The organism is Adlercreutzia aquisgranensis, from assembly GCF_943193145.1.
Classification (GTDB): domain Bacteria; phylum Actinomycetota; class Coriobacteriia; order Coriobacteriales; family Eggerthellaceae; genus Xiamenia; species Xiamenia aquisgranensis.
The window spans coordinates 25,824-51,217 of record NZ_CALPDA010000001.1 but is presented as its reverse complement, the minus strand read 5'-3'; the positions used below and the strand labels follow the sequence as shown (position 1 = coordinate 51,217).

Annotated in this window: 15 protein-coding genes; 4 read left to right on the top strand and 11 right to left on the bottom strand. The window is 59.1% G+C overall.

Features of this window, described 5'->3' with window-relative positions:
* Nucleotides 1-5: 5 nt before the first annotated feature.
* The 3 genes from cysK to NFR41_RS00165 form a co-directional block, all read right to left on the bottom strand.
* Entirely contained in the window at nt 6-941 is a 936-nt protein-coding gene (gene cysK / locus NFR41_RS00175; RefSeq protein WP_251230209.1) for a cysteine synthase A, read from the bottom strand.
* 273 nt (nt 942-1,214) lie between these two features.
* Nucleotides 1,215-1,916 carry a hypothetical protein gene (locus NFR41_RS00170; protein ID WP_251230207.1) on the bottom strand — a complete coding sequence of 234 codons (702 nt, stop codon included), beginning with the start codon at nt 1,914-1,916 and terminating at the stop codon, nt 1,215-1,217.
* 108 nt (nt 1,917-2,024) lie between these two features.
* On the bottom strand, nt 2,025-4,058 hold the full coding sequence (locus NFR41_RS00165; protein WP_251230206.1) for a DUF262 domain-containing protein: 2,034 nt from the start codon (nt 4,056-4,058) through the stop codon (nt 2,025-2,027).
* 204 nt (nt 4,059-4,262) lie between these two features.
* Here NFR41_RS00165 and xerA point away from each other — a divergent pair, with 204 nt between their 5' ends.
* Complete coding sequence (xerA, locus tag NFR41_RS00160; RefSeq protein WP_251230204.1) at nt 4,263-5,969, top strand: site-specific tyrosine recombinase/integron integrase; 1,707 nt, start codon at nt 4,263-4,265, stop codon at nt 5,967-5,969.
* A complete protein-coding gene (locus NFR41_RS10555) occupies nt 5,966-6,424 on the top strand; it encodes a restriction endonuclease subunit S (RefSeq protein ID WP_432762675.1) in 459 nt (152 codons plus the stop codon). The genes xerA and NFR41_RS10555 overlap by 4 nt, the downstream gene beginning before the upstream one ends.
* Here the strand turns inward: NFR41_RS10555 and NFR41_RS00155 are convergent.
* The 4 genes from NFR41_RS00155 to NFR41_RS00140 all read right to left on the bottom strand — a co-directional run bounded on the left by NFR41_RS00155 (nt 6,390) and on the right by NFR41_RS00140 (nt 14,293).
* Nucleotides 6,390-7,529, bottom strand: coding sequence for a restriction endonuclease subunit S (locus NFR41_RS00155; RefSeq protein WP_251230203.1), 1,140 nt, complete (start codon nt 7,527-7,529; stop codon nt 6,390-6,392). The genes NFR41_RS10555 and NFR41_RS00155 overlap by 35 nt on opposite strands.
* Nucleotides 7,519-9,033 carry a type I restriction-modification system subunit M gene (locus NFR41_RS00150; RefSeq protein WP_251230202.1) on the bottom strand — a complete coding sequence of 505 codons (1,515 nt, stop codon included), beginning with the start codon at nt 9,031-9,033 and terminating at the stop codon, nt 7,519-7,521. The genes NFR41_RS00155 and NFR41_RS00150 overlap by 11 nt, the downstream gene beginning before the upstream one ends.
* Nucleotides 9,034-9,042: 9 nt before the next feature.
* Nucleotides 9,043-12,120 carry a type I restriction endonuclease subunit R gene (locus NFR41_RS00145; protein WP_251230201.1) on the bottom strand — a complete coding sequence of 1,026 codons (3,078 nt, stop codon included), beginning with the start codon at nt 12,118-12,120 and terminating at the stop codon, nt 9,043-9,045.
* A 478-nt stretch (nt 12,121-12,598) separates the two neighbouring features.
* Nucleotides 12,599-14,293: an FAD-dependent oxidoreductase gene (locus NFR41_RS00140; protein ID WP_251230200.1), complete on the bottom strand. Its 1,695-nt coding sequence runs from the start codon at nt 14,291-14,293 to the stop codon at nt 12,599-12,601.
* 301 nt (nt 14,294-14,594) lie between these two features.
* Here NFR41_RS00140 and NFR41_RS00135 point away from each other — a divergent pair, with 301 nt between their 5' ends.
* Nucleotides 14,595-16,043, top strand: a complete 1,449-nt coding sequence (locus NFR41_RS00135) for a helix-turn-helix transcriptional regulator (RefSeq protein WP_251230199.1) — start codon at nt 14,595-14,597, stop codon at nt 16,041-16,043.
* 514 nt (nt 16,044-16,557) lie between these two features.
* Here the strand turns inward: NFR41_RS00135 and NFR41_RS00130 are convergent.
* Together NFR41_RS00130 and NFR41_RS00125 are read right to left on the bottom strand one after the other, a co-directional pair.
* A complete protein-coding gene (locus NFR41_RS00130) occupies nt 16,558-18,177 on the bottom strand; it encodes a molybdopterin-dependent oxidoreductase (protein WP_251230198.1) in 1,620 nt (539 codons plus the stop codon).
* 27 nt (nt 18,178-18,204) lie between these two features.
* Nucleotides 18,205-18,702, bottom strand: a complete 498-nt coding sequence (locus NFR41_RS00125) for a hypothetical protein (protein ID WP_251230197.1) — start codon at nt 18,700-18,702, stop codon at nt 18,205-18,207.
* Between the two features lie 227 nt (nt 18,703-18,929).
* Between NFR41_RS00125 and NFR41_RS00120 the strand changes: the two genes are divergently transcribed.
* The gene (locus NFR41_RS00120) at nt 18,930-20,453 is read left to right on the top strand and encodes a response regulator transcription factor (RefSeq protein ID WP_251230196.1); all 1,524 of its coding nucleotides are present in this window, start codon (nt 18,930-18,932) and stop codon (nt 20,451-20,453) included.
* A gap of 97 nt (nt 20,454-20,550) precedes the next feature.
* On the opposite strand, the gene NFR41_RS00115 is transcribed toward NFR41_RS00120, so the two are convergent.
* Together NFR41_RS00115 and NFR41_RS00110 are read right to left on the bottom strand one after the other, a co-directional pair.
* Entirely contained in the window at nt 20,551-24,378 is a 3,828-nt protein-coding gene (locus NFR41_RS00115) for an efflux RND transporter permease subunit (protein ID WP_251230376.1), read from the bottom strand.
* A 228-nt stretch (nt 24,379-24,606) separates the two neighbouring features.
* Entirely contained in the window at nt 24,607-25,356 is a 750-nt protein-coding gene (locus NFR41_RS00110) for a Fic family protein (protein WP_251230195.1), read from the bottom strand.
* Nucleotides 25,357-25,394 lie beyond the last annotated feature (38 nt).

Sequence of the window (25,394 nt, the reverse complement as noted above, 5' to 3'; positions counted from 1 at the left end):
GGCGCCTACTCGGAGAAGCCGAACATGGCCGTGGTGAGGTAGCGCTCGCCGGTGTCGGGGAGGATGACCACGATGGTCTTGCCCTTGTTCTCGGGACGGGCGGCCAGCTTCGCGGCGGCGGCCACAGCAGCACCCGAGGATATGCCCACCAGCAGACCGTCGTGAGCTGCAAGCTCGCGGCCGGCGGCAAACGCCTCCTCGTTTTCGATGGTGATGACCTCGTCGTAGATGCTAGTGTTCAGCGTTTCCGGCACGAATCCGGCGCCGATGCCCTGGATCTTGTGCGCGCCGGCGCGACCCTGGGAAAGCACGGGCGAATCGGCGGGCTCCACGGCCACCACCTTGATGTCGGGGTTCTGGGACTTCAGGTACTCGCCGGTTCCGCTGATAGTGCCGCCGGTTCCCACGCCGCCCACCAGGATGTCCACTTTGCCTTCGGTGTCGCGCCAGATCTCGGGACCGGTGGTGGCGCGGTGGATGGCGGGGTTCGCCGGGTTTGTGAACTGGGAAGGGATGAACGAATTGGGGATTTCCACAGCCAGCTCCTCGGCCTTGGCGATGGCGCCCGTCATGCCCTTGGCGCCCTCGGTCAGCACCAGCTCGGCACCGTAGGCCTTCATGAGGTTACGGCGCTCGACGGACATGGTCTCGGGCATGGTAATGATGATGCGGTTGCCGCGAGCGGCGGCGATGGCGGCCAGGGCGATACCGGTGTTGCCCGAGGTGGGCTCGATGATGACGGTCTGGTCGTTGAGCCTGCCCGAGGCCACGGCGTCGTCAATCATGGCCTTGGCAGCGCGGTCCTTGATGGAACCGGCGGGGTTGAAGGACTCCACCTTCCCCACCAGCGTGGCCTCCAGGCCATGATTGCGCTCGTAGTTGGTGAGCTCCACAAGCGGGGTGTTCCCGACAAGCTCGGTCACGTTCTGGTACACGGTCATTGCTTGCTCCTTAGGTTGAGCGGCTCCTTGCGAGCGCATTTCTTGGGCTAGATGCATAGTCTAGTTGTTTGCTAGGAATTATCAAGCCTGGATTTTGGGTCGAGGGGGCTGCGCGCGGCACGCACACCATCACGGACAGCATGTCGTCCGTGGTGGTGTGCCTCTCTCACTCTTGTCCGCGATTGTACCAGGGCGGTTTGCTGCGAAGGGCACACAAAGAACCAACATTACGCCCGATCAAGACAGCAACTGCGAGATAGTCGCTTGCGCAGGCTACGAGGACGCCGCCAAGGCCGTCGAATCTTCCTCCGAATCAATCAACTGAACCTTATAGAGCTCAAGAACCTTGATTAGGTAGTCAGCATTCCATGTCGACGTTTTGGAGATAGTGTCCCAGATATCTCGAACAGCAAAAATAAACGCGACAAGAGCAAGGGACACAAGACAGAGAGTCCCGAGAGGCACGGCCAGTTCTTTATTGCCATTAGCGAGGGCCGTCAACTGCCCCTGAAAAAGGCTTGTCATAAGACATCCCACGCAGACGACGAACACATAGCTCCTCAGCTCTCTCGTCCTCTGCACCTTTTCGTCCCGGAAGCTGCGAACGCTCTCGAGAACATCGCAGATGCACCTCTCTGACAAATGCGCGGACGCCAGAAATCCGCTGGCCAGCGATGGTGCCTCCTTTTGCAAACGTCCATAACGATCGAGCGGGCCCCTGTTTCTGGGTGAAAAATCCTCAATAATACTCGTGTACGCCGCAGCGGAGGGGAAAAGCGCGACAAGGCCCGCAAACAGAACTTCAACCTGAGAATTGAGCACTCCCCAGACACACGCCAGAGGAGAAAACGCCATAACAACCGCCAGAAGAATAACCCAGGCAAAGAGCTTAGGCTCTCTCACAGCCAAAGACCAGAACCCCTTCTTCTCCCTTGCGAGAACATCTCCCCAAATAGCCACATAGTCAGAGCCCATCTCTTCTCCTGCCTCACGACATCTTGCAATTCATTCGAGGCAGTATATCCTCTATCGCATAGCAGGTATGTACTCTTTAGGGGATATGCTTTTCTAAAAGGGAGGCATCTAGAACACGTTCGCATCCACTTCGTTGCGAAGTTGCGACAACGTCTCCCCCTCGTAAGCAAAATGCAGCGGCCCTTGCACGCCCCTCGAAGTTTCTTTACCGAGGAACCTGGCGGCAAGTGCCGAGAGAGAGCAGACTTCGCCTTGGTACTCGACATGCGAGTCGTCGACGACGGTCGCGATCAGCGATGGATTCTTCACGAAAGACACCTCGTCTCCCGGAACAAGACCGATCATGCTGAATTGGAACGGGACGCGCTTCCTTGAAACCTCCTCGGCCGACTCCTCCGTTTGGTATCTAGCTGGCATTGACCATACCCGCAGGCACTCCTCTGCAATTGCGTTCGCTCTTCTCCGAATTGCGTCAATCGACCAGCTCTCTTCAAGACAAATATCTCGAGTCAACGCAAAGCTCGCCTCTGAATACCAGGTCCTCTTTTCCCCGAATTCCCGGTTCGACATCTCGGAGTTATACGACGTCAGCGCCAGGTTACCCAGTTTGTTCAGATAATCGTCGTGCAGCGATGCCTCAGCTCCCAGCTCCGCCTCCCACGCCTCGCTCAGCGTTTTCGGCATAATATGCTCAATGGTGATGTTGGCATCGTCGTAACGAGGCAAGCCCTTTGCCGAAACAGAGCTCTGCTCTAACGCATACAAGAGATACTTAACGCCCTTAGCTCGAATGACCTCGAAAATCGGCCTGTTGAGCAACGCCTCGCGGAACTCTTCGTCGGAAGGATAGGCAAACTTCCCGCCTCCCGAAGTCAGGGCGCGCCAGAAAGCATCAACTATATCCTCGGTGCCATGCTCCGGCAGCCTCTGCAAAACGTTGCCCGCGAACTGTCCGTTGATTCCCGTAGACCTTGTCACCTTTGCCCGAACAACGAGGGTAAGGCATGCCCGAAGCATTTCGCTTGCCTGCCCCTCGGCAATCTCGCCAGCAGCCAAGAGCCCCATTACATAGAGGAGAACCGGACGAGATGCAACAGATTCGTTAAGGTAGACCAGAGAGTATATAATCCGATCGATGTCGCCGAGACTATTCATGTCGATACCGCTATCGAACACAAGCCTTCTGTACACCTCCGAGCAATTGAGCATTTTTTTCAGGATCTGCTCCGTTACCTCGGGAGAATTGGAGTACCGCTCTCTTTCGCCCGCCAAGGAGGCGTAGTAATTCTTAAACGCTGTATAGAGGTTGCCCTCATTGATATGAGCCCTGCGTCCGCGAATCATAATCGCATCCGACCGCTTCACATAGATGAGATAGTCGATGAAGAAACGAACCATGTTCCGCGGATTGACGTTTTCCTCTATCTTGTACCAGTACTCGTTGTACAGCCGAAGCTGGTTCTCGTAATCCAGACTCATGAGCAGATAGTTCCGCAGCAAGTCGACATCGGTAAGATCGAGCCCGGTTGAGTTCAGGCTCTCGAAAATCTCCTGAGGATCTTCGCCTTCTACATCCAGGTCGACGATAACGATTCTGTCGAGCGCGGCACGAATACTGGCAATCTGCCCCTCTTCCAGCCCCTTCATTTGGTTGTAGAAGAAGGCGTAGTTCTGATATACGCTCGATTCCTTTTCCTGCTTGGTGAGGCCATCCGCGCCGCAGAACGAAAATGACTCCAGCAGCTTGCGATAAATCACATCGTCTCGCCTGTTAAGGTGCAATTTCACTTTGTGATTTTCAGACACGCCATATCCCATGTTACGCAGAAACGTGGCCTCAATGTCGCGCTTGAAGTCGTCGTTTTCAACGTAGTCATGCATCGCTTTCAACAGCAGAGTGATAGTGGTAATGCGCTGCTGGCCATCGATAATTGTTTTCTCTCGACTCGTGATGCCTTTCGAGCAGATCGTCCCCAGGAAATGAGTGCGGCCGTCTTCCCCTTGGGCAACATACCAGATGTCACTCCAGAGCTGCTTGCAGTTCTCCTCTGTCCAGTCATAGTTACGCTGATAGACCGGAATAACGAACGTAGTGTTATTGGCCGCAAGAAACTGCGCAACGTTGTTCTTGTTTACCTGCATGACTGCTCCGTCCTAAGCAACAGGCTACCAGCACGATGCAACGACAACCGGTACCCCTCTCTCCAGAGCAATTAAAGCACCCCCCCCCCCGCCGTCAATCAAGAGCGAGATGCAATATTCCTCTCGCAGCAAACGGAAGTCGCTATCCACAAGAGGAAGGCCGACGCTGCATCAACAAGCCCTACAAACGATTATTTAGTCGAGTTGCTTGATGCTCAATTCAAACAAGTTCTTATCGATGCTGACATTAGCTGGAAGCGAGCGACATTACTTGATATTGCCAACTATAAAAATGGACTTGCAATGCAGAAATTCAGGCCAGGGGGCAACGATAGGGGGCTGCCAGTTCTCAAAATTCGCGAACTCGGACAGGGCTATTGCGGAGCGGATGCCGAGAGGTGCAGAAGCGACATAGATGAAAGCGTCGTAATCCACGACGGTGATCTCATATTCTCGTGGTCGGGGACGCTTCTCCTTGATTTTTGGGCTGCTGGGGATGCTGGACTCAACCAGCACTTATTTAAGGTCACATCAAAGGATTATCCGTCTTGGTTTTATTACATGTGGACTAAACACCACTTGCGTCGTTTTATCGCCATGGCCAAAGACAGGGCTACGACAATGGGTCACATAAAGCGCAGTGCGCTTCAAGAATCCGAGGTTATGATTCCACCTGGCAATACACTGGCTGAGCTGACGGCTACCATGCAGCCAATGGTTGATGAGATGATAGGACTGAGAATCGAAGGACGAAAGTTGAGGATGCTAAGAGACGCGCTTCTCCCCAAGCTCATGTCAGGCGAAATCGATGTCTCGCAAATCGACCTTACGCAGCTAAATAATCGTTTGTCGCGACACCTTGGTTGGCTGATTGCCGCTCTGGAGGCTCCAGCGCGTTCGTCAAGCTGGCAGAATGTCTCCACTGCCCCAACGAAAGGACGCCCTATGGAGACTGTTATCCACACCGTCATTGCGCAAATGCAACCCATTTTATCTTGCGATCAGCTAAAACAACTTAGCGAAGTACTAAGCCACGCCCTTGCACCCGAAAGCGAAACCCGCAGCGAAGGCATGAACCTGCTATCCCTTTTCCTTACCGCCAAAGAAGTAGAGGGCTGCTCGCCGAAAACAATCGCCTACTACGAAAGCACCATACGCCATATGAATCGCGCCATTGGCAAGCCCTACACGACAATCGGAAGCGACGACCTAAGGCGATACCTTGCCGACTACGAAATCGCCCGCAAGGCGAGCAAGGTTACCATCGACAATATTCGACGAATCCTGTCCAGCTTCTTTTCCTGGCTCGAGGACGAAGACTACATCGTCAAAAGCCCCGTCAGGCGCATTCGCCGCGTTAAAACCGCCGTCATCGCCAAAGAGGTGCTGACCGACGAAGAGCTGGAAGCGCTCCGCGATTTCTGCACCTCTCCCCGCGACCTCGCCCTTGTGGACATGCTCGCATCAACGGGCATGCGCGTAGGCGAACTGGTAAGACTGAACATCGAAGACGTTGACCTACAAGAGCGGGAATGCATCGTCACCGGAAAGGGAAACAAGCAGCGGCCCGTCTACTTCGACGCCAGAACCAAACGTCACTTGCAGCTATACATCGAGAGTCGACAAGACACCAACCCGGCCCTATTCGTCAGCCTTCGAGGAGAAGCCCCCGAAAGAATCAGTATATGCGGCGTTGAGCACCGTGTTAGAACGCTGGGAAAAAGAGCCGGTATCCGACGAGTACACCCCCACAAGTTCCGCCGTACGCTTGCCACACACGCCATCGACAAAGGGATGCCCATCGAACAGGTGCAAAGGCTACTCGGTCATGCGAAAATAGACACCACCATGCACTACGCCATGGTGAACCAAAGCAACGTAAAGGCCTCGCACAGGAGGTATTTGGAGTGAAGCATGTCAAATTATCGGACGTCTGCGTGATCAAATACGGAAAGGACCACAAAACGCTAGGTGACGGACCATATCCTGTTTATGGATCTGGCGGAATTATGCGACATATCGACAGACCTCTTTACTCTGGCCCATCCGTCCTAATCCCGCGAAAAGGGACGCTTGGCAACCTATTCTATTCCGAATCTCCCTTCTGGACGGTTGACACTCTCTTCTGGACCATAATAGACGATACGGCAATCAGGCCCAAGTTTCTCTACTATCAGCTCCTAACAAAGGACCTCGCTAGCCTAAACATAGGGACCGCCGTTCCGAGCCTCTCAACAGAAGTCCTAAACGAAATCGAACTTTGCATTCCGCCTTTGCCTACCCAGGAGAGAATCGAGTTCCTCCTCGGCTCTCTTGACTCTAAAACCGAGCTCAACAATCGGATAAACGATTATTTAGCTGCGTAAGGTCGATCTGCGAGACGTCGATTTCGCCCGACATGAGCTTGGGGAGCAACGAGTCCCTCAGTGCCGTCATTCGGGCGCTCTCTCTATTGTTTAGGCTAATTTGATCAAGTATTGATGCTAGCGTTTTGAGAATCTCTTCACCGCAGTTGCATGAAACTGGATACCGCATCATCTGGCCTTTGTCGCCACGAGGCATCTTTGTCCCTTTTGATCCAGCCATAACGTGTTCGAAAAAGCTATCGCTGCGAAGAATTGAATACAAGTATGGCGCAAAATCAGGCTCGTTGGCCCGAAAGACAATGACATCACCAGAGCAAGTTCCTTCTCGGTCCGCATACCAAATCTTCTTGAAATACGGGCGGATGTTGGAAACTAGCGTGTCTCCAGCCTGGTAGGATGTAACTTTCCCTGTTGTCGGAAGAGACGAGGCGAGCTGCCGGCCGCCTTTGTTGGGTAGCAAAGACTCGGTAGAGACGTAGCTCTCAGGCGACGCTGCACTGCACGCGATTTTTGCGCTTGTCTGCGAACACATATCCGATAATACCGATGAGCCATCGACACCCAAAGACTCTGCGACACTGTCGCATACCGCAGCTAAATAATCGTTTATCCGATTGTTGAGTTCAATCTTCTCATCAAACGCACGAAGAATGCGACCTATCGCTTCCTGGTTTTTCAAACTAGGCAAATCAATCTGAATACCCAAAAAGGACGAAGCGTCGATTCTCTGATGGCTTCCTGATGTTCCGGTACGCATTCCCTCGATCAAAGATGTCAAAGCCGGAGAAATGAGATAGTAGTAGATGTACCAGTAGTCCGCGCCCTCAACCTTTAACGGCATGAACTCGGTTGATGCTATTGACCTATCATTGCATTCAAGAACCGGCCACACTCTCTTAAATCTAACGTTCAACTTGTTCATCAATATAGTATTCGGAAAAACGACGAGCTTACTGCTTCGAATAGTATCGCCATCTACTTTTTCGGGGCGCATCCCATTATCAAAGGCAGGCAAACTGTAGTGTCGATACACAATGCCGGGTTCTGGCTTTACGCCCCGCTTTACAACTTTAACGACATCTCCGAGGCGCACTCTACATTCCATACCCGATCGCCTCCAGGTTCTTCTTGATTTGCTCTTGCAGGCGATTGGACTCTTCGAAGCATTTCGCCAGTTCGCCGGTCAAACGAGCCATCTTCTCCTCGAAGGGCTCCCCATCTTCCTCGACTTCGGCAATGCCGACATACCTGCCCGGCGTGAGGATGTAGTCCTGCTTGGCAATCTCTTCGGTAGGCACGGCCGCGCAGAAGCCCTTTTCGTCTTCCAGCGTCCCATCCCGAAACGCATTGAACGCTTCTGTCACCTTGGCAATATCCCCATCGGTGAACTCGCGAAGCTTGCGCGTCACCATGGTGCCCATCTCTCGCGCGTCGATGAAGAGCGTTTTGCCTGGCTGCTTCTTCGCCTTGTCTAAAATCCACAGCGACACGGGGATGCCGGTACTGTAAAACAGCTGGGCCGGCATGGCGATGATGCCCTCCACCAGGTCGGCGTCAACGATAGCCCGGCGGATGTTGCCCTCCCCGCTCTGCTGGGACGATAGAGACCCGTTTGCCAGCACCATGCCGATGCGCCCGTGATCGTCGTACAGGTGATGAATCATGTGCTGCAGCCATGCGAAGTTAGCATTCCCCTCGGGAGGGATGCCGTACTTCCAACGAGGGTCGTCTTTCAGCTGGTCTCCGCCCCAATCGCTCAGATTGAACGGCGGGTTTGCCAGAACAAAGTCGAACCGCTTGTCCTTATGGAGGTCCTTGAAGAATGTATCTGCCTGGAATTCGCCCAGATCGGCATCGATGCCCCGGATGGCAAGGTTCATCGTGGCCATCTTCCACGTGGTGGGGTTGCTCTCCTGCCCGTAGATAGAAAGGTCGTCAATCTTGCCGGCATGGTGCTTCACGAAATCCGTCGACTGCACGAACATGCCGCCCGACCCACAGCAAGGATCGTACACTCGCCCATGGAACGGCTGAATCACCTCGACGAGCGTCCGCACAATACAGGTTGGCGTGTAGAACTCGCCGGCGTTCTTCCCCTCTTTCTCGGCAAACCTCGAAAGGCAGTACTCGTAGGTTCGCCCAAGGATGTCGCGCGTGTCGCCCTTTTCGGCCATCTGCACGTTCGTGAAAAGATCCACCACGTCCCCCAGCCGGCGCTTGTCCAGCTCCTGCCGAGCAAAATTCTTGGGAAGCACTCCTTTAAGCTTCGTGTTCTCATCCTCGATCGCCCGCATGGCGTCATCGATCATCTTGCCAATTTCCGGCGTATGGGCCGCCGATGCTATAACGGACCAGCGGGCCTTCTGCGGCACGAAGAACACACCTTCGCACGTGTATTCGTCGCGGTCCTCTTCGAATCCCTCGCCTTCGTCGACCAGCTCTTGGTAGCGTTCCTCGAACTTGTCGGAAATGTACTTCAAGAAGATGAGCCCCAGCACGACGCTTTTGTACTCGGAGGCATCCAGGTTGCCGCGCAACTTGTCGGCGGCCTGCCATATCTGCTCCTCGAAGCCGATCTCCTGGGTGTTGTCCTTCTTCGTTCTCGCCATAGCTCGTTCCTATTCGTAGATCTTCGTGTCGGCCCACAACTCGCACTGCTTCATGACGGTATCCATAGCGCCGTCAACGCCTTCCGGCGGATAGTTGTACCGCTTAAGCAAGCGCTTGATAGTCCTTCTCATCCCAGCTCGCGCACTCTCCTTGCGCTGCCAGTCGATAGTAGCACTTTTGCGCATAGCCTCGGTAAGCTCTCGAGTAATAGCCACCAGCTGATCGTTGCTGTAGAAATCCTTGACCGCCCGCGGTTTGGTTATGGCGTCGTAGAACGCCAGCTCCTCGTCAGTCAGCCCCAGCGCAGCAGCCTCGTCCCTGTTCGCCATCATCTCGTGGGCCATCTTGACCATCTCTTGGATGACCTGTGCGTTGGTGAGCATGCCGTTCAGATAGGCGTTGAGGGTCTTCTGCAGCAGATCGCTGAAGCGTTCCGCCTGCACCACGCTGGTTTTCTGATACGCCCGTATCTGCTCCTTTATCAGGCGCTTCAAGCTTTCGAGGGCTATGTTCTTCTGCGGCATGTTGGCAAGCTCTTGCAAGAACGCCTCGTCGAACAGAGAGATTTCCACGCTGTCCTTCTCGAACAGGTCGATAACGCCTTCCGCATGCACAGCCTGCTCCAAAATGGCGCTCACCCGCTGGTTGAACTCCTTGTAGGTCATGCCCTTGCCGCCAGACGAGCTGCGGCCGGTCAGACGAAGAACCTGCACTCGAAGCACGCTGAAGAAGGCCGCTTCGTGCTGGTCCTCCGGGGATACCAAACTCCGGCACAGCGATTCGGCCTGGTTCATGAGCTGACACTGCTTCAGGAAATCCTCCATGTCTTCGGCATGTTGCGGATCAAGCAGCCAATCGGTTCCCCCGGCAATCGCCAAAGCAAGCTGGGTCTTGCTCTTCGAGAAGATGGCTTCTTTGTAGTCGAAGCCGTACAACAGATCGCGGCACACCGACAGCTTCTCCAGGAACCGCGGATAGGCCGTGGCGGCAATGTCCATGTTCCCGTAGTTGCTCTGGTCGCGGTTCGTGTAGTCTTTCATGGCTTGCTTGAGCGCCCTGGCGATGCCGATGTAATCAACGACCAAGCCGCCTTCCTTGCCTCGGCATACACGATTGACGCGAGCGATAGCCTGCATGAGGTTGTGGCCCTTCATCGGCTTAAACACGTACATGGTTGCCAAACTGGGGACGTCGAAGCCTGTAAGCCACATGTCCACCACGATGGCGATCTTAAGCGGGTCGCTATCATCCTTGAACTTGCGCTCCATCTCCTTCTTATGGGTGGTGCCTCCGCAAACCTTGAACCACTCTTCGGGGTCCTGGTTTCCCATAGTCATAACCACGCCCAGCTTTTCCTGCCACTGGGGACGCAGCTCAAGCATGCGTTCGTAAATCTTCATGGCCACGGGTCGGCTATAAGCAACGATGAGCGCTTTTCCCGCCAGAATGTCGGCCCTGTTGTTTTCGTAATGGCTGATTATGTCTTGGCATAACGCATCGATAGTCTCCGGAGCGCCGAAAAGCGCATCAAGTCCTCCCAAGTCGCGCTTGCTTTTCGACAGTGTTGCCTCGTCGGCTTCTTCCGAGAATTCCGCATAGGCCTCGTCCAGAGCCCCCAGCGTTTCGGGATCAAGCTTCAGCGCTACGACTCGGCTTTCGTAATAGACCGGCTTGGTGGATTCGTCCTCCACCGACTGGGTCATGTCGTACACATCGATGTAGTCGCCGAATATCTCGCGCGTGTTCTTATCATCAGTCGAGATGGGCGTGCCGGTAAACCCGATGTAGGATGCGTTAGGCAGCGCCTTGCGCACTATGCGAGCCGCGCCGATGGTAACGTTTCCCTCGGCATCCATCTTCTCCGTCAGCCCGTACTGCCCTCGATGGGCCTCGTCCACCATCACCACCACGTTGCTTCGGTCGCACAGAGGCTCGTCTCCGTCCATGAACTTCTGCATCGTCGTGAAAATAATCCCGTTCGCCTGACGTCCCACCAGAAGCTCTTTAAGATTCTTGCGGCTATCGGCCTGCACGGGTTCTTGACGCAGAAAACTAGAGCAACGGCCGAACTGGCCATACAGCTGGTCGTCTAAGTCGTTTCGGTCGGTGATGACAACAATGGTTGGACTATCGATTTTCTCCTGCAGCAAATGCGCAAAGAACACCATGGAAAGCGACTTACCCGAGCCCTGCGTGTGCCAAAAGACGCCGATCTTCCCATCTCCGGCTATAGCCTCCTCCGCACGAGCAACGGCTTTCCTCACGGCGAAGTACTGGTGGTAGCCGGCCAAGATCTTGATTGTCTTTTCGGAAGTGTTGTTGAAGCAAATGAAATTCCGAACGATGTCCAACAGGCGGTCTTTCCGCATCATGCCGTCAAGCATGGTCATCCAGTTGGCGATGCTGGTCTGCGAGTAGTCTCCATCCGACGATTTCCACGCAATGAAACGATCCTCATCGGCCGTAATGGTGCCGACCTTCGTCTCGCTCATATCGCTCATGACGCAAAACGCGTTCGGCACGAAGAGCGAGGGTATCTGCTGCATGTAATTCCGCAGCTGCAAGTAAGCATCCGACGCGTCGGTTTCTTCGCGGGAAGGACTCTTCAGCTCGAAAAGCACCAAAGGCATCCCGTTGACGAACGCAATGACGTCAGGACGCTTTTCCGAGTACTCGACGAAGGTCCACTGGTTGACCACATGGAAGTCGTTATTGGCAGGATTGTCGAAATCCAGTAGGTAAACAATGTCGTCTCGCTCTTCCTTGCCGTCGAAAAAGTGCACTTCAACGCCGTTTTGCAAGTAATCGCTAAAGAGCTCGTTCCGCTTGGCGAGGTCGCCCGCCTCGTTGCTGCTTATCTTCGCCACAGCCTCGCGAATTGCCTGCTGCGGCAAAGAGGGATTGATGCGACGAAGCGCCGACGGCAGCACTTCGGGAAGGAACACGTCACGATACGAATCGTCGGTTCGGTCGACATCGGGGCCGTAAAGGTGGGTCCAACCGAGCTCGTTGACCATGTGCTCGACGAGAACTTCCTCGTAGAACTCCTCGTTGATTTTTGCGTACCCGTAGCTGAAGCTCCCCACAGCGCTCTCCTCGGCTTGTCGCGTGTTTGGCCCATTCTATCGCACGGTAGACGGACAAGCACCGAGTTACACCCGCCGCCCTTGATTTCTACTCTCGATATGCTCTCTACCCGCTCTCGATACGCTCTCTATCTGCTCTCGATATTACTCTCGATATAGAGAGCAATTTCGAGAGCAGATAGAGAGCGACATAGAGAGCAAGGTAATGCGCGCATCACCGCTTTTTCTGGCAGAGATTCGAGGGCTTTCTTGAAGGGCGACCTGTTGAAAACTGGATTATTTGGCTGACCTTCTAACCTGGTGTGATAGGGGAAAGGCCAGGTCATATAGGGTGTAATTTCGAATCTTCCCTGGCCAAAAAGCCAGCAGCAACAAAAAAAACCGGCAGCACTTTTGCGCTGCCGGTTTTTATCCGCTCGCTGGCCCAGGGCATCCCAGTCGCTTGCGGCACTCCGCCGCAGCCTCGGCGCCGATGGGCCTACTTGCCCATGATGTTCTCGGCGGCAACGTATCCCCAGGTCATGGCAGAGCCGTGGCTGTTGCCGTTGATGAACACCGGATAGTCCACCGCGTAACGGCCGCCCGACGCATTGCCGATGGCGTACAGGCCCTCGATGGGCTCGTCGTTCTGGTCCAGCACCTGCAGCTTCTCGTTGATCTCCAGACCGCCCGGCATAGCCAGAAGCGACGGACCGAACTTCAGCGCGTAGAACGGCGGCTCCTTGATGGCGCTCAGCAGCTCGGCACGCTTGTGGAACTGGGTGTCCTCGCCGGCCTCGTAGAGCTTGTTGTAGTTCTCCACCTCGGCCAGGAAGGTCTGCTTGTCAACACCCATGGCGTCGGCCAGCTCTTCCAGCGTGTCGCACTTGAAGCCGTTGCCCGCCTCGATGGCACCATCGATCACCTTGGTGGCCGATTCCGGCGTCCATTCCACGCTCGTGCGAGACATGTCGTCCCAGAACTGACCGCCGGCCAGCGGAATGGAGCGGGCCACGTCGTCAGCCCAGTTGGCGTCAAACACGCTCCAAGCGAACTCGCCGCCGGGCTGCTCCATGATGCGAACGGACTTCGCCTGGATCCAGGTATCCTCGTTCATGAAGCGCGAGCCTTCCTGGTTCACGTACATGAATCCGAAGCTCAGGCCGCAGTAGCGGATGAGGTGGATCATGGTGGGCACCGGGTACTCCTGCATGCGACCGCCTACCCACATGCCCATCTTCTGACCGTCACCGGTATTGGCACCCTGGGGCGTGTAAGCGTTCACCGCAGGCTTCAGGCCCAGCTTGTCACCGTAGGCTTCGATCATCTCCTCGTCGCCGGAGATGTCGCCCGTGGCCAGGATCACGGCCTTCGTGCCCACGAACTTCTTGTAACCGTCGGCGCCCTTGGCCACCACGGCGCTCACGCGGTCGCCCTCCTTCACCAGCTGCTCGCCGGCGGTGTCGAAAACGAACCGCACGCCGCCTTCCTCAGCCTGCTTCCACATGAAGTACACCGGCGCGCTCACCTTGTTCTCGTTGTCGGGGAAGTCGCCGCGGATCACGTGGGTGCCCAGGTGCTCGTAGTACTGCTTGCCCGCGTAGCGCGTGTAGATGGGGATGATGTTCAGCTGGTCGCCGGACAGGTCGTCAAGCCAGTCCATCACCTCGCTAGAACGGTCCATGAACAGCCACGCCAGCTCCTCCTTGGTGCGGTTCGCGGAAAAACGCAGCCAGTCGGACACGACCTCGTCCTTCGGGTCGTTCATGATGCCGGCGTTGGTCATGGCCTTGCTCTGGTAGGCTGCGTAATGGCCGCCGCGGCTGCTGGGGAAGGGCATCTTCTCCACCACGGTCACCGAAGCGCCCAGCTGCGAAGCGCGCAGAGCCGCCGTCACGCCGGCGATGCCCGCGCCCACGATTACGATGTCGGACTCGACGGTTTCCACGATGTCGGCATCGGCGATGGGTGCCGGAGCAGTTTCCCACGACCAGCCGCCCTGGGAGCCAGCCTGTGCCGAATCCGACGCCTTCGCCGGAGCGGCATCGGCCTGGGTAGGGGCAGCGTCCTTCGAAGCGTCCGCCGCACCGCTCGGCTGGGCCGGGGAACAACCCACCATGGCCCCGAAAGCCGCCAGCGCGCCCGTTGCGGCAGCACCGGTCAGAAAGCCGCGACGCGAAAGATCCTTGCTCATGCGATTCCTCCTTGCTTGCTTGGGGCCGCGACTCTTCCGCCGCAGACGCCCTTCGCCTCTCGAGTTCCCTCTCCTGCCGCACCCTCCGCGGCATCGGATGCAGCCTAGCGGACCCGCAGCGCCGCCAGCGACGACCGATTCGTTCTATTTCCCTGGGAAAACCCCAAAATGGTACGAAAGGTGCCATAGGCTAGCCGCGGTTGCGAGCCGCGAATTTGCTATGCTGCAACAGCGCGAAATGGAGGCAAGCCGCGGCGCCCAAAGCTTCCAGCGCGCTCGTTTCCTGGCAAGGATCAGCGACGTGAGGGAGGGCACTATGACGGGTCGCGCAGGATCGGCGAACGCCCGCGGGGGCATCTCGCTGAACCTGTTCGGGTTCAGCTTCTGGCAGGCATGGTGGATTCTGGCCATGTGCTCCGACATCGCGCTTCCCCAGCGCTCGCATTCGGGCACGCTGTTCAACGCGTTTTTCTGCATCACCATCCTGACCACGATGGGCTACTTGGCTGTGGTGCTTGCCGGCCGCAAGTTCGGGCCGTTCAGCGCCAATCCTCGCTGCTTCGCTTTGGCTGGCGGCTTGGGAAGCGCCGGCGCGCTATGTCTGGTGCTGTTCACCGCCTTCGTCTATTCCGGCAGCCTTGACGCATTATTCTTCCTGGGTGCCGTGCTGTTCTCCGCCGGAAACGCCCTGCTGCTGATTATGTGGGGCGAGCTGTGGTCAACCTTGGCCACCGGGCGCGTGGGCCGGTACCTGTACGCCTCCTACGCTTTCGCATTCGTGCTGTACTTCCTGGTGACCGCGCTGCCGCAGCTCGTAGGAGGCCTGGTCATGTCGGCGTTTCCGGTCATCTCGGTGCTCATCCTGCGCTCGTGCCGCACCGAGGAGAAGCGCAGCCCCTCCCAGATAGACTTCGAGATCGAGTCGCTCTCGCCAGCCCGCATCGTGGTTGCCCTGGTGGCGCTGGGGGCGGTGCACGGATTCACCCAGCGCTATCTGAACGTATCGGGCACCGTTCCGGCCGAGACCATGTCGTACTCGCTGCTCATCGCCGGGGCCATGCTGGTGGTTTTGGTGCTCTACCTGATCGTGCGGCAGCCGGCCGTAGAGGTGCTCTCGCTGTATGTGCCCATCGTGCCGGCGTTCGTCATTGGATTGGTGCTGCTCTCGCAGCTGCCCGCGTCGCTGGCCTTCGCGGGAAACGGGCTGGTGTTGCTGGCCATTTTCAGCACTGATATTCTGGTCATGATTGTCTCGACCGACATCGCCTTCCGCACGCGACGCCCCGTGGCCATCTGCTTCGGGCTGGCGCTGTTCTGCATGCGACTGGGAACCACCATCGCCTCGGCCAGCGTATACGTGCTGCTCACCGACGGCGCACTGGCACCTTCCACGCGCCCGGCGGCGTTTCTGGTGGGTGCAATCATCGTAGTGCTGGTGGGAAGCGTGGTGTTCACCCCAACCGACCTGGCGAAGCTCTACCAGCCGCGTCAAACCGGCGAGCCCGACTCCGCTTCAACTTCCAATTGCGCACGCATTGCCGAGGCCTGCGGGCTGACCCCGCGCGAAACCGAAGTGCTAGCGCTGCTGTCGGCCGGGCGCAGCGCCCCCTACATCAGCAACGAGCTGTGCATAGCCGAGAGCACGACGAAGCACCACATCAGCAGCATCTACCGCAAGATCGGCGTCTGCGACCGCCAAGATCTCATGGACGTACTGCATCGAGGCATCGCCGGCAAAGGAGCTGTGTAGAGGCGACGATGCGGGGCAGCGGTGGGAGACGCCGGGGCGAAGCGATCGGGGGGCACCCGGCCGGGTGCAGGGGCGACGGCGCGAAGCGGCAGGCGGTGAGGCGGCAGGGGCGCAGGGGCGACAGCCGCCCAAGGCGCGCAACAGTTCGCCTCGAAGGCTCAAGACGGATTCGGCGCGGAAAATCTATTGAAAACCGGATTATTTGGCTGAGCCTGCGACCTAGGATAATTGATAAAATCCCAGTTCATATGGGGTATAATTTCACATTTGCGGCGCCCAAAAAAATCCGATTTTCAATAGATTGCTTGCTGCCCGTGGCACACTCGCCCCGCCCGCGCCCGTAGCCTGCTCGCTCTCGCAGCTTCTGGCACCCGCGCCCGCAGCCCGCTCGCGGCTCCCAGCACGCGAGCCGCCGCCCTCCGACCCGCGCCAGCGTCCGCGCCCCCACAAAAAAATGCGGCGACCCGAGGGCCGCCGCATTTCGCATGCCGATTCGCAGCGAATCAGCTCGTCCCTATTCCGCAATCACCGTGATGGCGGAGGGGTACTGCTGCCAGCCGTACGTGGAGTCGATCGCGCACAGGTACAGCTCGTAGGTGCCGGGCGCCGGCGGATTCCACTCGACCACCCAGTGGGTCCACTTCTTCATGTCGTAGTCGGCGGGCACGTCGATGTAGGTCCAGGTGTTGCCGTAGTCGGAGCTGAAGGCAATCTGCTCGATGCGGCTGCCGTTGTGGCCCCAGTTGTACGCGTAGCCCTCCAGCTGCACCGGACCGGAAGCGCTCACCGTCTCGCCGTCGTTCACCGGCGACAGCCAGCCCGAGTTCACCGACGCGACGCGGCCGTTCGCGCTTATCACGCCCGTCTCCTCGACGTAGTCCGTGCCGGAGATGAAGTGGAAGTCGCCCAAGCCGTCGGTAGGCAGGAAGTCCAGCTCGACGAGCCATTTGTTCCAAAGGCCCGCAGGAGCGGTAGGCATGGCGAACACCGCCGGGTAGCCCATCTCCACGCTCAGCGGCTCGCCCCAGGCCTCCAGCATGATGAAGCCGTCGTTCTCCAGCAGGAAGTCCAGGCTGGGAGCCACGGAGTTCCAGCCGTCCTCGCCGATGGCCGACACGGCGTTGGTGCCCTCGGGCACGCCGCCGCACGCCTCGACCAGGTCCTTGATCAGCACGCCGCGAGCAGGCACGTTGCCCAGCTGGTAGCTGCCGATGGTGTTGACCACGCACGCCTCAAGCATGGTGACGTCGGTCTGCGGCAGCGCCTTCAGGTCCTCGTAGGTGAAGGTGCGCTCGTTCTGCACGCCGGTCACCTTCAGCGTCCAGTCCTTCGCGTCGATCTGGGGGATGACGTAGTTCGAAGCGCTGTACATATCCTCCTGGGCCGACGGATCCTGGTCCATGCTCACCAGCGACACGTCCATATCGCGCGCCATGGAGATGCCCGTCACGTGACCGTTGGGCCACTCGCGGCCCTGCACCCACGCCCACTGCTTGTCGGAGCCGGAGTCCTTGAAGCCGCCGAACTCGTCGGTGTGCTTGTAGGCGTCGAACATCACGTAATCGCTGTTCTGGTCGAGCGCGTGGCAGCTGAAGCAGTTGCCGCCCAGCTCGTCAGTGAACATCGTGCTGGCATAGTGCACCGAATGCACGGGCTCCTTCAGCATCACGCCGTGCAGCGGGGTGCCGTCATGGCACAGGTAGCAGTCCATGTAGGTGGCGTTCTTCCCGTAGCCCGGAGCCGAAGAGGCCAGGTGCTGCAGCGGGTTCAGGTCCTCGATCAGCGTCCACAGGTCCTCATGGCATGCGTTGCAGCCGCGGTTGCCGGCGTTCACGAAGTTCTCGGTGAAGTACGAATCCGGGTAATCGCCCGAGCTCTTGTCTCGGAAGTCCGCATAGCCGAAGGCCGCGGCACCCAGCGTATCGGTGCTCGCATCGTCGGCCGCCGCGTCGCCAGCCGTTGCATCATCAGCGGCAGCGCTTGCGGTCACCGGTTCGCTTTGGGAAGCCCCGCTCGTAGGCGCCTGCGGTGCGCAGGCAACCAGCGAAAGCGCCAGAGCTACCACGCAAGCCGTAGCTCCCAGCAGACGCACCTTGCGGGAAGCCAGTTTCTGCTCAATCCGTGCTTGTCTCATCGTCACACCTCTTCTCTTATCTATCGCCTAGGCGCCCGCACGAGCGGCCAGGGACTGCAGGCTGGTACCGGACACACGAGCATTCGCCGCAGCGCCGCCACCAGCAGCGTTGGTGGCGCACACACATCCGATCATGACGTTCTCCACGTCAGAAGCGCCATCCGCGCCAGCGATCATGGCGAACGACGAACCAGCCGGACCGTTCACGCACACGGTGGCCACCTCGTCCACGGCATACTTCGGCAGCGAGGCGCACAGCGTCGCTGCAGCCGTACGGAACGTAGTGGCGATGTCGCGGTTGCCCGTCACCGCCTCCTGATTGAACGCGAACGCGCCGGCCACGTCGGCCACGCGAACAGCACTCGGCGATGCGACCACACCCTCGGCGTTGCGAGTTGCCGCCTGATCGGGATCGGCAGCCGCCAGGGCCTGGGACCCGGGCGCCGCTACGACCGCGACGCTGCTGGCAACCATGCCGACGCCCATGATCACGCTCATCGTCTTCGCAGTAGCTGCTCTCATCATTCTCACCCTCTCTTCTCTCCCTTGCCCGAAGGCCTCCCTAAACGTTCGGGCTGCCACGCCGCACTCCCACTCTTCGCCGCGCGCTGTCGCCCGAAAGCACCCTTCAAGCTTGCCAGCAGCCGCAAAAATGCGTCTCGCCAATTCGTTGGTATTTCCGCGCGGGCCGCACTTTCATCTACCTAATATTTGACGAGAGACCCGCAATCCCTTCGTGCTACCATCGCGCTATGGGGAAAAATCAGGACAGCTCATCGCAGGCCGCAACGCAGACAGCGCCTTGGCCCAAGGCTCTCGCGAAAGCATGCGAGGGGGCGCACGGTCTTGCCGCCCTTTCACTCGCGGCGGGCCTGTACCTCACCTGGTGGGGCGCCTTCCACGAAGCCGGGCGCCTGTACCTTCACCTGCTCTCGTCCGCCATCCCCTACTCCGGGCAAGCGAGCTGCCTTGCACGCACCGCCGGCCTCTGCCTGGGAGCCGCCCTCGCCTACCTGCTCTTCCGAACCCCGCGCGACGCCGCGAAACTCCGCCGAGCGCTACCTTGGTTCCTGGGAGCCCAGCTGCTGATTACCGTTGCGTTCTGGTACAGCATCGTCGGACTGCGCTCCCCTTACGCTGCCGTCGGGTTGCACCTGCTCGCGTCGGCCACCGTCGCCCCCGCCGCCACTTTGTGGCTCGTTCGCCTCAGCCGCTATCCCATCCGCCACGTCTACCTGGCGCTTTTGCTCTGCTTCGGCTCCTACGCCGTGTTCTCCGGACTCGTGTTCTCCTGCGGGTTGAGCCTTGCCTCCCCCTTTGTATACGGATCGGTGCAAGCAGTCTTCTTCGCCTCGGCCGTTTTGCTCCTGCGCCGAAGCGAGCGCCTGCACGACCCGTTGGAATCGACGCCGCGCGGCGCTCCCACTGTCTCCGACCAGAAGGGACCGGCTCCCCTCATCGCGCACCTGATGCTGTTCGGCATCGTGCTCGGCATGACCCATGCGCTCACAGCCGGCTTCTCCCACGGAGCCAGCGCTGAGCTGCCTATCCTCGCAGGGCTGCTCCTAGCCGTGGTGGCCTTCGCCATCTCTTACCTGCGGAAGCGGAGCACCGACGATGTGTGGCCGAAAATCCGAGCTGTCGCCTACCCGCTGGCTATCACCGGTTTTCTGCTGCTGCCCGTTATGCGGGAGATTTCCGCGATACCGCTGTCGCTTACGGAATGCGCGCTGGCCTACTACAACATGCTGTTCGCCCTCGGTTGCATTGTGGTTATCAAGAACACCGACCTTGTCGGCACCGAGGTGTGCGCATGGGGGCTATTCTGGAAGAACCTGGGCATGGTTGCAGGCTCGACAGCCGGCTTCCTTCTGTCGGGCGTGCTCACTTCGTTGTCGTCAGCTTTCTCGTTCGCCTCCACGGCAGCTTTCCTGGCTCTTACTGCTGGAGCTTTTTGGGTGGGAAATGCAAAGACCATCTCGAAGATATGGGGGCTGCGGCGCGAGAGCACGCCCCGCTACCATTTCGACCAGGTAGTGCATAAGAAGTGCGAGCTACTGCGCGAACAACATCTGCTGACGGCCCGCGAGACCGAAGTGCTGGAGCTGCTTGCTCGCGGGCGGCGCGTCGAGCAGATCACCGGAGACCTGGGCATTTCCATCGCCACCACCCGCACCCACGTACGCAACCTGTACACGAAGCTGGACGCCCACTGCGCCGCTGACATCGACGCACTCATTCGCGGCATCAAAATAGCCGACGCCGACCTGGACTGAAACAGCCAGCACCACCGCCAGCACCAGCTCAGGCCGACCCAGGATGGCCGGACGCCATGGCCCGCTCGCGCCCGCAGCCCGCTCGCCTTTGCGGCTCTTACGCGCTAGCGACCGCTGCTTGGCGTTCTCGCAGTTGCTCTAGGTAGGCTTGGGCGTCGCCGGGGTCGTCGTCGATGGACTCGTCGCCCAAGTCGACCTCGGTGGGCGTGCGGCGGTACAGCAGGTCGTAGAAGATGGGCACGATGTAGAGCGTCATGAACGTGGCGTAAACCAGACCGCCCATGACCACCAGCGCCATGCCCCGCTGCATGGACGCGCCGATGTCCTGGCCGAACGCTAGCGGCACCATGGCCAAGATGGTGGTGAGCGCCGTCATGAGGATGGGCCGCATGCGGGTGCGCCCGGCCGCTTCCAGGGCATCGCGCTTCTCAAGGCCGCCGCGCCGCAGCTGGTTCACGTAATCCACCAGCACGATGCCGTTGTTCACCACGGTGCCCATGAGCACCGCGAATCCCATGAGCGACATCATGGTCAGCTGCTCGCCGGCCGCCCACAGCGCCAGGAAACCGCCGGTGAAGGCAAGCGGAATGGTGAGGATCACGATGAACGGCGACAGCAGGCTCTGGAACTGCGCCACCATCACCAGGTAGATGAGCGCGAAGCCGGCCACCAGCAACAGCATCATCTGCTCCATCATGGTGTTGATGTTCTCCAGCTCGCCGCCGAAGCTGAGCAGATAGCCGTCGGGAATGTCCAGGGCGTCCAGCTGCTTTTCCAGCTCGCGGGACAGCAGCGCGTTGTTGTAGCCGTCCTCTACCTCCGCCGTCACCGTGATGGTGTTGCGGGAGTTCTCGCGCACGATGGTGCTGGCGGCCACGCCCTCTTCCAGCGTGGCGAACTCGCCCAGCGCCACCTCGTGGGCCTCGCCCTGACCGTCGGTGATGGACACCTGGTAGTCCAGGATGTTCTCGCGGGTGAGCACCTGGGTCTCATCCACGATGGTCACGCCGGCCTGGGCACCGTCCATCCAGATAGTGGCCGAAGCAGCCTCGTGGGACAGCGCATCGGCCAGGTTCTGGTACAGCTGCGCCACGGTCCAGCCTTCGCGGGTAAGCGCGTCCTCGTCGATGACCAGGCTCAATTCCGCTTCCGCATCTTCCATGCCGTTGCCGATTTCGGTGTAGCCCTCCACACGGCCCACGGCTTCCATCACCTGCTCGCTCAGGCGCAGCAGCTCGTCGCGGTCGTCGCCGGTGATGGTCAGGCTCAAACCGCCGCCCGCCAGCGACTCCATGGACGAGTTCGACGAAGCCATGGTGGCTATCTCGCAGGGAAGGTCGCTCGTCTGCTCCACCAGCTGGTCCATGATGGCCATCACCTGCGCGTCCGTGGTCACCGAATCGTCCACGCTAATGTAGAAGGCGAACATGTCGAACACTTCCTCGCCGGTGTCGGAAGCCGCCGACGACACCATGGACAGCGTGGCCGTGCCGTCGATTCCCGACACAGACTCCACGCCCTCGATAGACTGCGCGATGCCCATCACCTGGTCGGCCAGGGCGAACGCCTCTTCCTTCGGCGTGTCCTCGGGCAGCGTCATGCTTGCTTCCACCGTTTTGCTGCTCATGGTGGGGATCATGGAGATGCCCATGTTCAGCACGCCGGCCACGGAAACCACCACCAGCCCCACGGCCACCAGCACGGGCAGCACCTTATGGCGCAGACAGAACTGCAGCGAGCGGCCGTAGGCGTCCTTCACCTTGCCGAACAGCCCCTCCTTGCGTTCCTTGTGGGAGCGGAACACGAACCGCGACAGCGCCGGCACCAGCGTGAGCGCCACCACCAGCGACGCCGTCAGCACATAGGTGAGCGTCATGGCGAAGGGCATGAGCATCTGGTTGACCATGCCCGTGGTGAAGGCGATGGGCACGAACACGCACAACGTGGTGAGCGTGGACGCGATCACGGCGCCGGATATCTGCTTGGCGCCCTGAACCGCCGCACGAGCCGGGGAGATGCCGCGGCCCCGCAGGCGGTAGATGTTCTCCAGCACTACCACGGAGTTGTCCACCAGCATGCCGATGCCCAAAGACAGGCCGCCCAGCGACATGACGTTCAAAGAAATGCCCGCGAAGTACATGACCAGCAGCGCCAGCAGCACCGAGAACGGAATAGACACCGCCACCAGCACCGTGGGCTTCCAGTCTCGCAGGAACAACGCCAGCACCACCACGGCCAGCAGCGCGCCCAAAAGCAGCGACTGCAGCAGCGACGAAATGAACAGGTCGATGTAGGAGCCCTGGTCGCTCACTACTTCCAGCCGCAGGCCCGGGAACTCGTCCATGATGCCGGGAAGCGCCCGATTCACCGCAGACGACACCTCGTTGGTGGACGCCGTCGACGATTTGAACACCGCAAGCATCACGCCTTCTTGCCCGTTGAGCTTCATGAACGACGCGCCGGCGTTGTCCACTACGGTGATGTCGGCCACGTCGGACAGGCGGATGTCCCCCACCTCGTCCATGGAAAGCAGCAGAAGCCCTTCCAGCTGCTCCACCGACGTGATGTTGTCGCCCACGTGGAGCAGCCACTGGTTATCCTCGTCGCTGTTGCCCAGGTACCCGGCCGGCATCGAGAAATCCTGCGCCTTGATGAGCTGCGCGAGCGTGTTCTTGTCTACCAGGGCATCCACGTTCGCCTGCTCGATGGCCTGCTCGCGCGCGTCTTCGTACTGATCGCGAGCCTGGGTGAGCGATTCCTTGTTGGCCTCGATGGTGGTCAGAGCGCTGGCCAGCTGCGCCTGTCCGCTGCCGAAGCCCGACGCCGCCGAAATGGTCCCCGCCTCGGCTTCGGCAAGCTGGCCTTGGTAAGTGGTCAGCTCGTCCGAGGCCTGCTGCAGCTGCGGCGCCAGCTCCTCGGCCTGCTTCTGCACCTCGGCCAGCTGGTCTTGAATCGTCTGCGCCTCCTCGGCGACGGCTGCCAGCTCGGCCTGAGCCTCGGCCGCCTCTTCCATGGTGGTAGCCGCCTCAAGCTTGGCCTGGGCTTCGGCAGCCCGCTGACCAGCAGCTTCCAGGGCAGTACCCAGCGCCTCGCCTTGGGTCTGCAGCGCCTGCAGCTGCGCCCCCAGCGCCGTCACCTTGCTGGTACTCGACGACACCGCCAGCGTCAGCCCCGACACCGCCTGCCCCAGCTGGTCGGTGGTCTCCTGCTGCGCCCCCTCCAGCTCTTCCTGCTGGGCCTTGATCTCGGCTTCGGCTTCGGCAAGCTTCTCCTCGCCTTCGTCGATCTCGCGCTTGGCGTCTTCCAGCTCGCTGTTCACGCTGGCCAGAATGCGGTTGTTCACGTCCTCGATCTTGGAGTCGGACAGGCGCACCTCCACCGTCTGCTGCACCAGCCCCGTCACCGACACATCCGCCACGCCGTCGATGCGCTCCAGGCGCGGGACCAGGTCGTTCTCGGCCATATCGGACAGCTCGTAAATGTTCTTCCCATCGCAGATAGCCGCCACGTAGGAGGTGGCCATCATGTCCATGGAGATCTCCACGATGTTGGGCGCGCCGGCGGTTTCCGGCAAGCTGGCCTGCACCTCGTTGATGGCCGACGACACCTTCACCATGGCCGAGTCCATGTTGGTGCCGTCTTCGAATTCCAGGAAGACCACCGCGTAGTTGTTGGCGCTTTGGCTAGTCACGTTCGCCACGCCGTTCACGGTGGACAGCGCGCCCTCCAGCGGCTCGGTCAGCTCGGACTGCACCTTCTCAGCCGACGCACCGGGGTCGGTGGCGATGACCGCCAAGTAGGGAATGTCCATTTCAGGAAGCAGGTCTGACTTCATCTGCGAAAGGGACACGCCGCCCAGAATCAGGCTCACGATAACCGCGACCACAACAATGTAAGGGTACTTCACGCTGAAACGACTGAGCATCACGTCCGCTTTCCTCTGCACGCGCACACCGACCCCAGGCGCAACCGTTGCGCCCTCGATTCGCTATCCTGGGCAGAAACCGAAACCGGGACAGACGCCGAAGCCGGGAAAGTACGCGACCTTTTCTCTCGCAGCGATTGTATAGCAGACCGGTTTTCTTAAGATAAGCTGAAGGAAAAAACCTCAAGCCCCACGATAGCGGCGCACTAGGCGAGCGGCCCTGTCCCCCTACCGCCCGTTTAGCCGTGCGGCGGTTTGCTCGTCGGGGATGAGCTTGTCGACGCCTTTCAGCTCCATCTTCCGGTCGAAACGCCGCTGGCAATCGGCCATGATCTCTTTCAGGAAGCGAGATTCGCCGCTGGTCTGCGCAATCTCAAGCCAGCTTTTGTACGGCGCCTCCAAAGCCTCGTCGACCACGATAATGTCCACATCGTTTTCCAAACACTGCTTCATCATGAGGAAACGCCCAATGCGTCCGTTGCCGTTCTGGAACGGATGAATGTGCTCGAAACGCACATGGAAATCGACGATAGCGTCGAAATCGCGGGCCGAATCGTTCCACTGCGCGAAAAGCTCCGGCATTGCACGCGGTAAGTCCGACGGCAGAGCCACCTGCACCGACGATCCGTGGATGCGATTGGGAATCTCCTTGTAATGCCCGGTAAATCCCGCTTTCGCATCGGACGTCTCCCGAAACAGCATCTCGTTCAGCGCGCACAGGAACTCGTCGTCGATGGGACATCCCAGCGTATCGACCACGTAGTTGAATACATCGACGGAGTTCTTGGTCTCGAACACATCGTCTATCTCATGGGAGCCTTCGACCAGACCTTCTTCGACTAGCTTCGAAAGCTCTTCCTCCGAAAACGTCGAGCCCTCAAGCTTGTTCGAATGGAAAAGAAACTCTGGCATGATCACTTCGTACGCGGAGTTCGGCGCCGCTTTCATAACCTGCATCTGGTCGCGGTTGATTCTCATGGAAGGCTCCTCGTCCCAGCGCCAAACCAATAAAAAAG

Coding starts and splice junctions, on each gene's coding strand:
- NFR41_RS00120 (WP_251230196.1), top strand. CDS start 18,930: ATGGGGAAAAATCAGGACAGCTCATCGCAGGCCGCAACGCAGACAGCG.
- NFR41_RS00125 (WP_251230197.1), bottom strand. CDS start 18,702: ATGATGAGAGCAGCTACTGCGAAGACGATGAGCGTGATCATGGGCGTC.
- NFR41_RS00155 (WP_251230203.1), bottom strand. CDS start 7,529: ATGGAATGTAGAGTGCGCCTCGGAGATGTCGTTAAAGTTGTAAAGCGG.
- NFR41_RS00165 (WP_251230206.1), bottom strand. CDS start 4,058: ATGCAGGTAAACAAGAACAACGTTGCGCAGTTTCTTGCGGCCAATAAC.
- NFR41_RS00150 (WP_251230202.1), bottom strand. CDS start 9,033: ATGGCGAGAACGAAGAAGGACAACACCCAGGAGATCGGCTTCGAGGAG.
- NFR41_RS00115 (WP_251230376.1), bottom strand. CDS start 24,378: ATGCTCAGTCGTTTCAGCGTGAAGTACCCTTACATTGTTGTGGTCGCG.
- NFR41_RS00130 (WP_251230198.1), bottom strand. CDS start 18,177: ATGAGACAAGCACGGATTGAGCAGAAACTGGCTTCCCGCAAGGTGCGT.
- cysK (WP_251230209.1), bottom strand. CDS start 941: ATGACCGTGTACCAGAACGTGACCGAGCTTGTCGGGAACACCCCGCTT.
- NFR41_RS00140 (WP_251230200.1), bottom strand. CDS start 14,293: ATGAGCAAGGATCTTTCGCGTCGCGGCTTTCTGACCGGTGCTGCCGCA.
- NFR41_RS00170 (WP_251230207.1), bottom strand. CDS start 1,916: ATGGGCTCTGACTATGTGGCTATTTGGGGAGATGTTCTCGCAAGGGAG.
- NFR41_RS00110 (WP_251230195.1), bottom strand. CDS start 25,356: ATGAGAATCAACCGCGACCAGATGCAGGTTATGAAAGCGGCGCCGAAC.